Here is a 13,579-nt window from a genome sequence, read left to right as displayed (position 1 = left end):
CTTGAGATATGGCTCTCAACCGGTTGTAAGGGAACGAATTTCTGAAACGCTTTTGCCTTCGTTTCGGTATAGCGCGATAGCGCGGGCGTCATCCCGTTTCGCAAGCCGTTTGCCATTCCCGTCACGGATAAGTCGGTGGTGGTGGTAAACTGGTGTCGGCAAACGGAACAGTGATTGCAGCACCACGTGTATCTGCGTTGCCTCAAACAAGTCGGCGCCCCTGACCACATGGGTAATCCCTTGCGCAGCGTCATCCAGCACGACGGAAAGGTGATACGAGGTGCCCATCTCACGCCGCGCCAGAACCACATCGCCAACGCTGCGCAGGATTTCCTGCGCGGAAAGGTTCACATGGGCGGGATTCACACCTGTTTCGTCAAATGAAAGTCCAGCCATGTCGGCCAATGCGCGGGCCATATCGAGCCGCAATACCGCATTCTTCGGGCGTGGACCGGTTCTGGCTGCTTGGTCCCGGCATGTACCCGGATAGACGATCCCGTCAGGGCCAAACATCGGCGCGCCTTCCTGCGGGGCAGCGGCCGCTGCTGCAATATCGGCGCGGCGGCACGTACACTCATAAAGTAATCCACGCGACCACAGATCATCCAATGCGTCAGCGTAGGCTTCCAACCGTTCCGACTGGCGCATGACCGGTTCAGGCCAGCTAAGGCCAAGCCATTTCAAGTCCTCATAAATTTGGGTTTCCCACGCAGGGCGGGATCGGCTTTGGTCAATATCTTCGATGCGCAGCAGAAACTCACCATGAGCAGCCACGGCCATATCATAGGCCAACAGCGCGGAATAGGCGTGGCCAAGATGTAGTGGACCTGTCGGAGATGGCGCAAACCGCGTGCGAAACATTACGCTTTTTCAAGGATATAGACGATGGATTTCATATCTCGTCCGGGCAAGTGATCGCCGCGTTCCCGAAAGAGCAGGCGCGCGGCGCCGCAGTCAGTCCATTCCGACACACGGGCTTCAAAGACCGGATCTTCCAAAGTGTGGTCGTTGAAGGAAAACACCAGCCTGCCTCCTGACGGCAGCGCCTTCATCAAAGTGTCCAGGGCATCGACCGGTGCAGCACCAGAGCCGATCACCCCGATTGCAGCGATATTGGAATAGACACCTGCCGCGGGGGTGAACCCAGCCGTCACTTGCTCAAGATCGCGGTAGACGCCTTTTGACCGCGCCTGCGCCAGCATTTCAAGCGATAGATCAACGCCGTCGATGTTTTCAAAGCCTGCGAGTTTTAATGCCAGCCCCGAAAGACCTGTGCCGCACCCAAAATCAAGCAGGGGTGCGGACTGATCGGCTGTTATGTCAGCAAGCGCCTTGGCGCAGCGGCCCGGCGTGGCATAACCATTCTGCGAGACTTCCGTTTCATAGCTGGCCGCCCACTTGTCATAAAGCGCGCGAGTTTCGCCTTCGTCCCGCGCGCCGTAAACTCTATCGAGGAATTGCTCACTCATGTCCCAAGCTTAAGCAGGGACCGGTGTCCTGTCCAGCCACGCCTGCCAGTCTGCTTTTGCGCGATCCGTATACGCCTTATACCGGTCCTTGCGTCCGCGCCGCCCGGATTTCAGACCTTCGACAGCAGGGAACAGGCCGAAATTCACGTTCATCGGTTGGAAGGTCTTTGCATCAGCGCCCCCGGTGATGTGGGTAATCAGAGCGCCCATCGCGGTTGTGTCAGGAGTGACAGGTACGTCTTTGCCCATGATCTCGGCCGCAGCCATCCGGCCCGCCAATAGCCCCATCGCCGCGCTTTCCACATATCCTTCAACGCCAGTGATCTGGCCCGCAAAGCGGATGTTGGGCCGAGACTTAAGGCGCAGCTGTTCGTCCAGAAGGGTTGGGGAATTGATGAAGGAGTTGCGGTGAATGCCACCCAACCGCGCAAAGGATGCATTTTCAAGGCCGGGAATCATTTTGAAAACATCAACTTGTGCGCCGTGCTTCATCTTGGTTTGAAAGCCGACCATATTGTAGAGGGTGCCCAGTTTATTGTCGCGGCGCAGTTGTACAACAGCATAGGCTTTGACATCCGGCTGGTGAGGGTTGGTCAGGCCAACTGGTTTCATCGGACCAAAGCGCAATGTCTCGCGCCCACGCTCTGCCATCACTTCAATTGGCAGGCAACCATCGAAATAGCCTGCGGTCTCTCCCTCGCGGAATTCGGTTTTATCTGCCGCCAGCAGCGCGTCGATAAAGGCTTCGTATTGCTCCTTGTCCATCGGACAATTGAGATATGCCGTCCGCTCTTCTTCAGTTTCGCCCTTGTCATAGCGCGACTGCATCCATGCGGCATCCATGTTGATGCTGTCAAAATATACGATGGGGGCGATGGCATCAAAGAAGGCCAGCGCTTCGGCACCTGTCTCGGCCGCAATCGCTTCGGCCAGCGCGCCGGATGTGAGGGGCCCTGTGGCGATGATCCATTGACCTTCTTCGGGCAGTTCGGTGATCTCACCATATTCGACGGTGACGTTGGGATGTGCAGTCAGCGCATCTGTCACTGATTGGGCAAAGGGATCACGATCAACGGCCAATGCACCACCGGCGGGCAAACGATGCTTGTCCGCTGTATCCATGATCAAGCCATTGGCTGCGCGCATTTCCCAATGCAGTAGGCCAACTGCGTTCTGCTCGGAATCGTCTGACCGGAAAGAATTGGAGCAGACCATTTCGCCCAGAAGGCCTGTCTGGTGTGCGAATGTACCAACCTTGGGTCGCATTTCGTGAATGACGACTTCAATGCCTGCGTTCGCGGCCTGCCAGGCAGCTTCCGATCCGGCCATGCCGCCGCCGATGATGTTCAGTTTTTGTGTCATGCGAGCGATGTAGGGCAGGTGTCGCACAGGCGCAATGGGCAGCGTGTCGCATCATCTGGAAGGAGGGGGATTTTGGGGTCGCCGCTGCGGGAATGGTCGATCAGTGAGAGGCTGATCTGGAGGGACCTTCCGCCGGCGGCGACCCAAAATGGTCAGGCGCGTTTGCGCTCTGTCACATTCATGCCCCAATTGCGCCCCAATTAATAGCCCTCTTTTTGCAACAATTGTATACTGTTGCAGAAACAATCACTGGTCCCAGTTTGGGGGGCGCTTTGCGAGGAACGCGTCAATGCCTTCGGCAGTGTCTTCACGCAGCATGTTTTGTACCATTACATCACCAGTGTAGGCGTAAGCATCAGCAGTATTCATTGCGATCTGATTGTAAAATGCCTCTTTCCCGATCTTGACCGCAGCCCCCAGTTTTGAAGCCACCTGTTCTGCAAGGGCTGCTGTTTCTTTTTCCAGATTGCCTGATGGCACGACGCGGTTCACCAGTCCCAATGATTGCGCACGATCTGCCTGGATGAAGTCGCCGGTTGTCAGCATTTCGAACGCTTGTTTGCGCGGGATGTTGCGGCTGAGGGCGACCATGGGCGTAGAACAGAACAGACCGATGTTCACGCCATTGACGCCAAACCGCGTGCCCTCTGCGGCAACGGCCATGTCGCAGGTTGCCACAAGCTGGCATCCCGCCGCAGTGGCAATACCGTGTACTTGCGCGATAACGGGCTGCGGTAAAGATTGAATGCGCGACATCACCTTGGCACATCTGTCAAAGAGGTCCTTGAAAGCGGCGGCACCGCCATCCGCGGCCTGTCGCATGGCGGTCATCTGGCGCAGATCATGGCCCGCACAGAATGCCTTGCCGGTGCCGCGCAGCGTGATGACGCGGGTTTGCGGGTCGTTTGCAAATCCGTCGAGCGTTGTTTGCAAGGCGTCCAGCATTTCGTCCGACAGGGCATTCAGACGCTCGGGCGCATTCATAGTCAGCTGTGCCACCGCACCACGTTGCGTCACTTCGAGAATTGCCATCTTGTCACCCTCCGGTTTTCTGCGCCAACTCTAGGACGAGACTAAAGGGGAGAACAAGCATGACACCGGTAATGACCGCAGAAGAGCTGAACGCTTTTATGAGCGAAGTGTTCAAACAGGTCGCTGATGAGTTCAATGTCGATCATGTTGGCGCGGGGGAAGTGACGATGCGGCTTTTGACCTCTGACAAGCATCTGCGCCCGGGCGGCACGATCTCGGGTCCGTCGATGTTCGGTCTTGCGGATGTTGCTGCCTATATCGTCACGCTATCAGTGATCGGACCAAGGGCACTGGCCGTGACGACCAATTGCTCCATCGACTTCATGCGCAAGCCTGCCGCGAATGTACCACTCATTGCCAAGGCGCGGTTGCTAAAGTTGGGCAAACAGCTTTCGGTGACGGATGTATTGCTGTTCTCAGAAGGGATGGAGGAACCTGTCGCACGGGCAAGCCTGACATACGCGCTACCCCCACCTCACGTGAACTGAACAGTTCTGCGCAGAAAAAAGGGCCGGAGAAGCTCCGGCCCAGTTTGAAGAGGTCTGGTAGATGCCACGGGGAAGTTACATCTGCCAGAACACGCGGCGCGATTCAGTAATTGCCTCGTCCGGTGTCAGTCCCACATCCGCCAGTTGCCAAGGCTCAAGCTGTGCCAAAGCGAGGCGTGTTTGGCGGCGTGCGGCCCATTTCGTCACCAAGATTGCGAATTTGACCGCGATCACAGCGGCAACCGGCGTGCCGGGCCGTGTCTGAATGCTGAATGTATCGGTCTGGATCAATCTTGCGTGTGTCATGGGAAGTCTCCTATCTAAAAATGTATTGACACAATGTAGCTAGTTGCTACAATTTTACGATACAAATATCGATACAAAGCTGCTAGGGAAATATTGTAATGGATACAATTTGGGTTCAGGACGGGTTACGCGAGACCAAACCCAAGTACAAAGCTGTTGTGGCATTGATCCGCGACCAGATCGCAAGCGGCACTTTATCTGTGGGGGAGAAGCTTCCTCCGGTCCGTGATCTGGCATGGAAGTTGCAGATTACGCCCGGAACAGTCGCGCGGGCCTATACCGTGTTGACTGATAGTGGCGTTTTGCACGCGGAGGTCGGACGCGGCACATTTGTCTCTGACCCGTCGACCGGCGTTGACAAAGAGGCGGGGGAACGTCCGCTCAACCTGATCGAAATAGATGCAGTCAGACATAATACTGGTGGCGATACGGATGTCGTGAACCTGTTTTCGCCGCATCTGCCGGATGGCGGGCAGGCGGCGCTGATCCGCGGTCTGCTGGCCGAAATCGCACAGGACCCGCCCTCAGGGATCATGCACTACCCATCGCGGCGCAGCGCAATGCCTGCACGGATGGGCATGGCACAGTGGTTACAAGGTGCCCCTATTGGTCAGGTAGATCAGAGCGATATTGTTTTGTCGCATGGCGGTCAGAATGCGATCCTGCTTGTATTGCAAACGATCCTGCGGGGCAGGCGGCCCGTCGTTTTTGTAGAAGAGCTGGCATATCCCGGTTTCCGGCGTGCGGCAGAGCTTTTGCGAGCGGATGTAGTCCCAATTGCGTGCGACAACGATGGGATCATTCCCGAAGCTTTGGCAGAGCAGGCCGAGCGGCACCCCGAAGCGCAGGTATTGTGTACTTCGCCAGAGGTGCATAGCCCGACCTGCGGGTTCACGCCGATGGCACGGCGACTTGCGCTGGTAGAAGTGGCGCGCCGCGCTGATTTGCAGATCCTTGAGGATGATTGTTACCGCATGGGCCGTGCCGAAGGAGAAGGATACCGACAATTGGCGCCCGAGCGTGGTTGGTATGTCAGCTCTTTGTCGAAGTCAGTGACGCCGGCGCTTCGGATTGGTTGTGCTATCGGTCCAAAGGGGATGTCGGGTGCGCTGCACCGCTCGGCCGAGCATGGATTTTTCGGGTTGGCAACGCCCATGCTTGATCTGGCCGCCGCACTGCTGAGCCATCCGCAATTGCCTCAGATCATGAAAGCATCCCGTCTGGGTGTCGAGAGATATGTGAAATCCGCCGTGAATACGCTGGGCGGATTTGATCTGATGTGGCGCAGCGATGTGCCGTTCTTGTGGCTGAAGTTGCCACAGGGCTGGCGTGCCTCCGCGTTCTGTCAGGCCGCTGAACAAGCAGGCGTGCAGATCCGGGCCGCCGAGGAATTCGCAGCGCGAGACGCGCAAAGCCCGCATGCAGTGCGCATGGCAGTCAACGGGGGCGTGTCCCTGCGCAGTTTTGAGGCCGCAATGGAGCGTCTGCGCGTGTTGCTGGATAATCCGCCGGATGAAATCGGCGTTTGATCTGGGGTATTATGATACCTAAATCACAAGCTATTGTTTTTGCTATTAAATCATCGGAAAATCCCGCTTGACCGTGTGACGGCAGGCTTTATAACCCGCCCATCATATCCGCGCAGAGAGACCGTCTTTGCGACATAAACTTTAGGAATAACCGATGAAAACCTTCACTGCTACACCGGCAGACATCGACAAGAAATGGATCATCATTGACGCCGAAGGCGTCGTGCTGGGCCGTCTTGCGTCGATCGTTGCCATGCGCTTGCGTGGCAAGCACAAGCCTTCTTTCACGCCGCACATGGATTGTGGTGACAATGTCATCATCATCAACGCTGAAAAGGTCCAGATGACCGGCAAGAAGCGCGAAGAGAAGTTTTACTGGCACACCGGCCACCCCGGCGGCATCAAGGAGCGTACAAAAGCGCAGATCCTTGAAGGTGCACACCCCGAGCGTGTTGTGACCCAAGCGGTCAAGCGCATGTTGCCCGGCAACCGCCTGAGCCGTCAGATCATGACCAACCTGCGCGTCTACGCAGGCACAGATCACCCACATGAGGCACAAAGCCCCGAAGTTCTGGACGTCAAAGCCATGAACAAGAAAAACACGCGGAGCGCATAAAGATGGCCGACGAAATCAACACACTCGAAGACCTCGCGAAGGTCGTGACCGACGATATCGGTGCAGTGCAGGGCACGCCCGAGACGATGGAAATCAACCGGGAGCCGGTTCGTGACGAACTGGGTCGCTCCTATGCCACAGGCAAGCGTAAGGACGCGGTCGCCCGTGTCTGGATCAAGCCAGGTTCCGGTAAGGTAACTGTAAACGGCAAGCCGCAGAACGATTACTTTGCACGCCCCGTGCTGCAGATGATCCTTGCGCAGCCTTTCGGCATCACCAACACCGAAGGCCAGTTTGACGTATTCGCTACCGTCAAGGGCGGCGGCTTGTCCGGTCAGGCCGGTGCGGTCAAGCACGGTATCTCCAAAGCACTGCAGCTTTATGAGCCCTCCCTGCGTGGCGCGCTGAAAGCCGCGGGCTTCCTGACACGCGACAGCCGTGTTGTTGAGCGTAAGAAATACGGTAAGGCCAAAGCGCGTAAGAGCTTCCAGTTCTCCAAGCGTTAATCTTACTAAATCTGAAATTAGAAAAGGCCGCCTTGATCAAGGCGGCCTTTTTGTTGTTTTTACTGTCGCTGCTATAGCGGAATATTGTTCCATCCCTCAGGTCGCATCGCATAGATGCCGCCCCCTCTGACGATCAGGATCGACAGGATTGCAATCAGAAGGAAAAGCATGCTGTGGCCGAAATTCACTTCCGCATTCTCGACGAGACAGTGGGCAGCCTGAAGCAGCGTCACAGCGAGCATGAATGCTGCCAGCAACCGCGACCTGATGCCAAGCATGATCGCGACCCCAAAAACAACGAACAGCAGGCGCAAGAGGATATCCAGCGCATAAACCTCAGTGGACATTAGAAATATCGGATAGAAAGTCTCACGGTGGTGCTCATGCGCACCGGTGACAGGTTGCAAACCAATTACCACTAACAACAAACCAGCAAAAATGCGTGCCATCCACGCCACGTAGTCGGTGGGTCTTTTCATAACTATGCCTCAATATCGTTTGGCGGATTGTTCCGCTCTGTAAGTTTACTTAACGTCATCTTTTGTTTTGGGTCGATAGACGGGAATGCAAATGACCCTTTGCAAGAATGTGTTCCTTGGGGGGCTGCCGTTCAGGACATGGTGGCCTGGATCATATCGACTGCTGCACGCACCACGGGGTCAAGCTTGCGCGTCTTGTGATAGACCATCCAGACCTCAAGCGTACGCGGCATACGGTCGGGCGCTGCACGTTTGAGCCAGGGGATGTCGTCCCCGAACGACACCGGAAAATAGGCGAGGCGGCTACCGGTCTTGAGCGACTGTGCTGTCAGGTTCAAACCCTCAAGCCGCATTCGGGGAACCGGCGAGATGTCAAAACCGTCTTCGGCAGGATCAAACCTGATACCGTCGTAATCCACCTCGTTCCATTCGGTAGGGGCGTGGGTCAGATTGACGTTCACATAAGGTCGCACCTCCAGCTCTGTCACTTTGGCACAGATGAAATTGCCATGATCGGGACGGAAATACCGCACGGCAAGGTCCGTCTCGGAATAGGCAAGCCCGCGATCACGGATGGTCAGGTCAAGGTTATAAGGAATATCGGATTTATTCCGGTAATCGAGGATATCCGCCATGAAAGTCTGCATGATGGTAAGACTGATCGAAAGTCGGACCAAGGCATTCTCGGCCAGTAATTCGTCTTCGTCGGCGGTGAGGACGTTCAACCGCTCATCAATGTATTGCGCCATATTCATCAGTTCGGCACCGAAAGCGGTTGGCTTCCACTCCTGACCCTTCCGAATGAAAATCGCTTTGCCGGCATCTTGCGTGATGCGTTCTAGCCTTCGGGAGACCGTGGCCACATTTGCTTTCAGGCTAATACCCGCATTCAACATTGAGCCATGGCGATGCAACGCCAGACAAAATTTCAGATCATCCCAGTTTATCACGCCTAAGCCCCATTTTTGGTTTGGCTCTCGAGAAGCCATTTTCAGAAAGAACGCAAACCAATGAACCGGAACACGACAACACACACACCACACGATCTAGCCACCCAGTGAGGGGACTTGCGTGCTGACAACAACATAGTGCGTGTTCCGGCACATTGTTTACGCAGTTCTGAAAACCATGTTTTGCATTTTTGCGCGAAGGCGATATCGGATCATCGGTTGCAAATGGGGATACGCGTCCTATCCGGCCGGATTACTTCCTATCCTTCAGGGTAGGCGTACAGTTGGTTTCCGCGGATATGCGGTTTCCTTCATGTGAATTTCGGGTTTGGGGTTGGGTCACGCCGCTGCTGCTCTTATCTATCTCACAAGCAGTCAGGGGCCGAAGCTGGCCCACAAGACAGAAATGAGGATGGCATGAAATATTCGCTTCTTGACCTGGCACCGGTCCCCGAAGGGTCCGACATCGCGCAGTCGCTAAAGAACACAACGGATTTGGCGCAGCAGGCAGAGCAGGCAGGCTATCACCGCTATTGGATGGCGGAGCACCACAACATGCCCGGTATCGCCAGTGCGGCCACTTCCGTACTGATCGGCCATGTGGCCGCGCATACAAAGAAAATGCGGGTCGGGGCAGGTGGCATCATGTTACCCAACCACGCACCGCTGGCAATTGCAGAGCAGTTTGGCACGCTGGCTGCGTTGTATGGTGACCGGATCGATCTTGGTCTGGGACGTGCACCCGGTGGCGATCAGGCAGTTTACCATGCGCTGCGGCGTGCTGGCAGCGATGACTTCCCCGGTGACGTAGCAGAGCTTATGGCCTATGTGGGCGCACCGCGCGAAAACGCTCCGGTCCGTGCATTGCCCGGCGAGGGCAGTCATGTGCCGATCTGGATACTCGGCTCGTCGCTGTACGGTGCTCAACTGGCCGCGCACTTCGGGCTGCCTTATGCTTTTGCCTCCCACTTCGCACCCGATGCGTTGGAGCAGGCAATCGACGTCTACCGGCGCACTTTCAAACCTTCTGCCGGTTTGGAAAAGCCGCACTTCATGCTCGCGGCAAATGTGTTTGCGGGCCAGACGGATGCTGAAGGGGTGTACCTGCGCACGTCTATGCAGCAGGCCTTTGCACGGATGAGAACAGGAACACGGGGCAAGCTGCCACGGCCGGTTGAGAATATCGATGATCTACTGGGCGCGGGGCTGCGTCACTCCGTCGATCATATGATGAAGGTGTCTGCAACAGGCAGCCCCGAAAGCGTGCGCACGCAATTGGGAGCATTGATCGACCGATACGCACCTGACGAAATCATTCTGACCAGCCAGATACATGATCATGATGCAAGAGTTGCATCGGTCAAGATCGCCGCGGATGTAATGAAGTCGTTGACGCCTGAAATGGCGGACTAGTCGTCGGGCTGTACCAAACCCAATCCGCGCAGATAAATGCCTATTCCCGTCTCGAGCAAATCTTCTGGCGGGAAGGGCGATGCGCGCCCGGGTGAGTTGCGGGCAAACAGCTCAACGACCCCGTGGCTCATTGCCCAGATATGGGCGGAGAACATGGAAGCCGGAGGGCGTTTGTCTTCAGGAATGTGCTGGCTCAGATCGGTCGCCGCTTTTTCCAACACACCATTTGCACGGTTTGCGACCAATGCCAGTTCAGGCGTGCGGTTGATCGAAATGCCACTTTCAAACATCGCGATATAGTGACCGGGGTACTTGCGGGCGAATGCCAGATAGGCACGTCCCGTCGCCTCAAACGCCTTGAGCGCTGAAGGTTGACCGGATTGATAGGCGTATTCCATCAGATCCGCAAAAATCTCGTAGCCCTGCTGTGCGGCCTCGGCGATCAGTGCTTCGCGTCCGTCAAAATGGCGGTAGACGGCAGCGGGCGTGACGCCTGCCTGTTTAGCGGCCTCTGATAGCGTGAACCCCATCGGGCCACGTGCCTCGATCAGCTCAAGCGCAGCGGCCGTCAGGGCCTGACGCAGATTGCCGTGATGATAGCCCTTCTTAGGCATCCCAGATTTCCGGCCCGCCGCAAACACCGTGATCTATCTTTCCAATCGCCTTGGTGTCTTTGCGATCATAGTCGAATGCATGCAGCACGGTTCGGATCGCATTCAACCGCGCGCGGCGTTTGTCGTCAGAACGAATGATTGTCCAAGGCGCGTGATCAGAGTGACTGCGGGCGAGTGTTTCCTGAATGGCTTTGGAATAAGCATCCCATTTCGGCAGGCCCTTCACATCAATGCCGCTCAACTTCCATTGCTTCAACGGATCGCATTCGCGGGCCAGCATCCGGCGCAACTGCTCTGCACGGCCAACATTCAGCCAAAACTTGAACAGATGCACGCCGTCGTCTGTAATCAGCTTTTCAAAGGGGCTGACCTGATCGAAGAACTGTGCGCGTTCTTCAGGCGTACAAAACCCGAAGACCTCCTCGACAACACCCCGATTGTACCATGAACGATCGAAAAACACCATATCACCCGCAGCAGGTAGGTGTTTGATATAGCGCTGGAAATACCATTCAGACCTTTCGGTCTCGGTCGGCTTGGAGAGTGCCACAACGCGAGCATGGCGCGGGTTCAGGTTGGCGCGGAAACGGCTGATCGTGCCACCCTTGCCAGCGGCATCGCGCCCTTCAAACACGCAAGCGATGCGCGTGCCGGTGTGACGCACCCAAGCCTGAAGCTTGACCAACTCGATCTGCAACCGGTCCATTTCTTTTTCATAGACCTTGCGGGCCAGCCGCTCGGAATGCGGATAGCTCGCGTTGAGAATTTCATCTTTGTCCGCACGCTTGATCGCTGCCCGAATGGTCTCCGGTGCGTCATCGTTGAAGTACGCGCTGATCGCGCCGTCAAAGGGCAGGTCCATGGAAGCCTCCTTACCGTTCATTTACTTCTATATGGGATGTTAATCGGATTAACGCAAACCGGCACGCGCTGCGGCGCGATCAATGGCGTCGACCACGGCATCGGGCGAGGTATGGTGTGGCATATGCCCCTCACCGGACAGAACGGTCAGATTGCCGTCCGGCACATCACCCATCAGCACTTCCGCATGGACCTGCAGTGGCACGATGGTATCCGCGTCACCGTGCACTGCCTCAATCGGCATTGTCAAAGTGCTGTATTTTTTCTGCATCTCGACCACATGCGGGCGCAATGCGTTCACCTGCTGCGCATTCGCGCGTGTACTTTCTCTGCGCAGCGTCAGGCCAACGCCGATATGCTTTGCATAGCCGTCAGGGGCCTGTTGAGGCGCAAAAATGGATTCGATACTGTCGGAAACAACACGCTGCGGGACAAAACCGGTCACGAGAGGAACAGCCAAAGCACCACCGGGGCTTGATCCGAACACCCGATACGTCCAGCCAAGGCTACCCGGCCAAGGCTCTGACACGGCGGAAACAAGAACCAGAGCGGCAGTCTCGTCAGGGCGCTCCAAGCCCCAAGCGAGTGCCACCACACCGCCGAACGAATGCCCCAGTACCACAGGATTTGTCACCCCGATCTGGTCAGCCGCAGACTGCAAGAGACGGGCCTGTTCTGTCGGGGTTTCTTCTGCGGCGTTCCATGCGCCACCGTGACCGGCGGGCCGGCCGGTATACCCCAGACCGGGACGGTCAAAGAGGATGACGCGGAAGCGGTCTGTCAGCCGGTCGGTGAACCCCATGGTAAAGTCGTTGAGATTACCGCTCGCCCCGTGGATCAGCACCAGATCGGGACCTGAACCCATAACTTTGTAATGCACCGGCACGCCGCCGACCTCAACGAAATCACCGCTGGGAGGTGTCGCGGCTTCAGCTTGCGCTTCCTGCCGCGCAGCGCGCCACTGGGTTAGCCCCACAAGGGCCACGATCACCGCGATAAAAAAGATCAGCAACATCCGCATCACACCAAGCTCAACCTTGTCCGATACGGGTCATGTCGAAAGGCGTGGATTGGTATATCTCGTTAATCCAGTTGCCATAAAGCAGATGCGCATGGCTACGCCAGCGATTCACGGGCGGGCGCGCCGGATCATCGGAGGGGTAATAGTTACACGGCACATTTATAGGCGTACCCGCAGCGATGTCGCGGTCATATTCCTGCTTTAGCGTGTCACTGTCGTATTCAAAGTGGTTGAAAACATAAAGCGCACGATGATCAGGGTCCTCAACCAGACACGGCCCCACTTCATCACTGCCTAGAAGGGTCTTGAGCGCAGGTTTTTCATCCACTTCAGCCTGCCGCATTTCGGTCCAGCGCGAAACGGGCATCACACATTCGTCTGAGAACCCGCGCAGATAGGGTGAAGACGGATCAAGATTGCGATGACGAAAACATCCGAATGCCTTGTGATCCAGAATGTGCTTATCGACACCGTGAAAGTGATTGATCATCGCCATGCCGCCCCAACAAACGCCGAACGTGGAATGCACGTTTGTCTGCGTCCAATTCATAACCTGTTTCAACTCGGACCAGTAATTCACGTCCTCGAATTCCAGATGTTCAATCGGCGCGCCGGTGATGATTAACCCATCGAATTTCTCATCCCAAGCTTCTGAAACAGGACGATAAAAGCTCTCCATATGTTCGGCTGCGGTGTTGCGGGTCTGGTGGTCGGTCATCCGCAGAAGGCTCAGCTCAATCTGCAATGGGGTCGCACCAATCAGCCGTGCGAACTGATTTTCGGTTTGAATCTTTTTGGGCATCAGGTTCAAAAGCGCGATGCGCAAAGGGCGGATGTCCTGAGTGGCGGCCTGATCTTCGTCCAGCACCATCACACCTTCGCGCGTCAGTACGTCGAAGGCAGGAAGATTGGAAGGCAATTTGATAGGCATTG

16 protein-coding genes are annotated in these 13,579 nt (G+C 56.3%); 5 read left to right on the top strand and 11 right to left on the bottom strand.

The window, feature by feature from the left end; genetic code table 11:
- Positions 1 to 15: 15 nt before the first annotated feature.
- The 4 genes from gluQRS to Z946_RS0120010 form a co-directional block, all read right to left on the bottom strand.
- The gene (gene gluQRS / locus Z946_RS0120025) at positions 16 to 861 is read right to left on the bottom strand and encodes a tRNA glutamyl-Q(34) synthetase GluQRS (protein WP_025057492.1); all 846 of its coding nucleotides are present in this window, start codon (positions 859 to 861) and stop codon (positions 16 to 18) included.
- Entirely contained in the window at positions 861 to 1,469 is a 609-nt protein-coding gene (locus tag Z946_RS0120020; RefSeq protein ID WP_025057491.1) for a class I SAM-dependent DNA methyltransferase, read from the bottom strand. Before Z946_RS0120020 ends, gluQRS begins: the two co-directional genes overlap by 1 nt.
- 9 nt (positions 1,470 to 1,478) lie before the next feature.
- The gene (gene trmFO / locus Z946_RS0120015; RefSeq protein ID WP_025057490.1) at positions 1,479 to 2,831 is read right to left on the bottom strand and encodes a methylenetetrahydrofolate--tRNA-(uracil(54)-C(5))-methyltransferase (FADH(2)-oxidizing) TrmFO; all 1,353 of its coding nucleotides are present in this window, start codon (positions 2,829 to 2,831) and stop codon (positions 1,479 to 1,481) included.
- Positions 2,832 to 3,077: 246 nt separating this feature from the next.
- Entirely contained in the window at positions 3,078 to 3,863 is a 786-nt protein-coding gene (locus tag Z946_RS0120010) for an enoyl-CoA hydratase (protein WP_025057489.1), read from the bottom strand.
- Positions 3,864 to 3,922: 59 nt separating this feature from the next.
- Here Z946_RS0120010 and Z946_RS0120005 point away from each other — a divergent pair, with 59 nt between their 5' ends.
- Positions 3,923 to 4,351 (top strand): PaaI family thioesterase, encoded by a 429-nt coding sequence (locus tag Z946_RS0120005; RefSeq protein ID WP_025057488.1) that lies wholly within the window; start codon positions 3,923 to 3,925, stop codon positions 4,349 to 4,351.
- A gap of 75 nt (positions 4,352 to 4,426) precedes the next feature.
- On the opposite strand, the gene Z946_RS0120000 is transcribed toward Z946_RS0120005, so the two are convergent.
- Positions 4,427 to 4,657, bottom strand: a complete 231-nt coding sequence (locus Z946_RS0120000; RefSeq protein ID WP_025057487.1) for a DUF1127 domain-containing protein — start codon at positions 4,655 to 4,657, stop codon at positions 4,427 to 4,429.
- A gap of 98 nt (positions 4,658 to 4,755) precedes the next feature.
- On the opposite strand from Z946_RS0120000, the gene Z946_RS0119995 reads away from it, so the two are divergent.
- The 3 genes from Z946_RS0119995 (at position 4,756) to rpsI (ending at position 7,308) form a co-directional block, all read left to right on the top strand.
- Positions 4,756 to 6,186, top strand: coding sequence for an aminotransferase-like domain-containing protein (locus Z946_RS0119995; protein WP_025057486.1), 1,431 nt, complete (start codon positions 4,756 to 4,758; stop codon positions 6,184 to 6,186).
- A gap of 154 nt (positions 6,187 to 6,340) precedes the next feature.
- A complete protein-coding gene (gene rplM / locus Z946_RS0119990) occupies positions 6,341 to 6,802 on the top strand; it encodes a 50S ribosomal protein L13 (RefSeq protein ID WP_025057485.1) in 462 nt (153 codons plus the stop codon).
- A gap of 2 nt (positions 6,803 to 6,804) precedes the next feature.
- Positions 6,805 to 7,308, top strand: a complete 504-nt coding sequence (gene rpsI, locus Z946_RS20905) for a 30S ribosomal protein S9 (protein ID WP_037969337.1) — start codon at positions 6,805 to 6,807, stop codon at positions 7,306 to 7,308.
- A gap of 71 nt (positions 7,309 to 7,379) precedes the next feature.
- Here the strand turns inward: rpsI and Z946_RS0119980 are convergent, their stop codons facing one another.
- Both Z946_RS0119980 and Z946_RS0119975 read right to left on the bottom strand, forming a co-directional pair.
- Entirely contained in the window at positions 7,380 to 7,787 is a 408-nt protein-coding gene (locus Z946_RS0119980) for a hypothetical protein (RefSeq protein ID WP_025057483.1), read from the bottom strand.
- A 131-nt stretch (positions 7,788 to 7,918) separates the two neighbouring features.
- On the bottom strand, positions 7,919 to 8,737 hold the full coding sequence (locus Z946_RS0119975) for a LysR family transcriptional regulator (protein WP_025057482.1): 819 nt from the start codon (positions 8,735 to 8,737) through the stop codon (positions 7,919 to 7,921).
- Between the two features lie 417 nt (positions 8,738 to 9,154).
- On the opposite strand from Z946_RS0119975, the gene Z946_RS0119970 reads away from it, so the two are divergent.
- A complete protein-coding gene (locus tag Z946_RS0119970; protein ID WP_025057481.1) occupies positions 9,155 to 10,150 on the top strand; it encodes an LLM class flavin-dependent oxidoreductase in 996 nt (331 codons plus the stop codon).
- Here Z946_RS0119970 and Z946_RS0119965 read toward each other — a convergent pair.
- The 4 genes from Z946_RS0119965 to metA are packed head-to-tail and all read right to left on the bottom strand — an operon-like array spanning position 10,147 to position 13,577.
- On the bottom strand, positions 10,147 to 10,764 hold the full coding sequence (locus Z946_RS0119965) for a TetR/AcrR family transcriptional regulator (protein ID WP_025057480.1): 618 nt from the start codon (positions 10,762 to 10,764) through the stop codon (positions 10,147 to 10,149). The genes Z946_RS0119970 and Z946_RS0119965 overlap by 4 nt on opposite strands.
- Positions 10,757 to 11,626: a polyphosphate kinase 2 gene (gene ppk2 / locus Z946_RS0119960; RefSeq protein ID WP_025057479.1), complete on the bottom strand. Its 870-nt coding sequence runs from the start codon at positions 11,624 to 11,626 to the stop codon at positions 10,757 to 10,759. The genes Z946_RS0119965 and ppk2 overlap by 8 nt, the downstream gene beginning before the upstream one ends.
- Before the next feature lie 48 nt (positions 11,627 to 11,674).
- Complete coding sequence (locus tag Z946_RS0119955; protein WP_037969335.1) at positions 11,675 to 12,646, bottom strand: alpha/beta fold hydrolase; 972 nt, start codon at positions 12,644 to 12,646, stop codon at positions 11,675 to 11,677.
- 10 nt (positions 12,647 to 12,656) lie between these two features.
- Entirely contained in the window at positions 12,657 to 13,577 is a 921-nt protein-coding gene (metA, locus tag Z946_RS0119950; protein ID WP_025057477.1) for a homoserine O-acetyltransferase MetA, read from the bottom strand.
- Positions 13,578 to 13,579: the final 2 nt, after the last annotated feature.

The sequence above is a fragment of the Sulfitobacter noctilucicola genome (assembly GCF_000622385.1).
Lineage (GTDB): Bacteria > Pseudomonadota > Alphaproteobacteria > Rhodobacterales > Rhodobacteraceae > Sulfitobacter > Sulfitobacter noctilucicola.
This window is presented reverse-complemented; position numbering and strand designations above follow the sequence as displayed.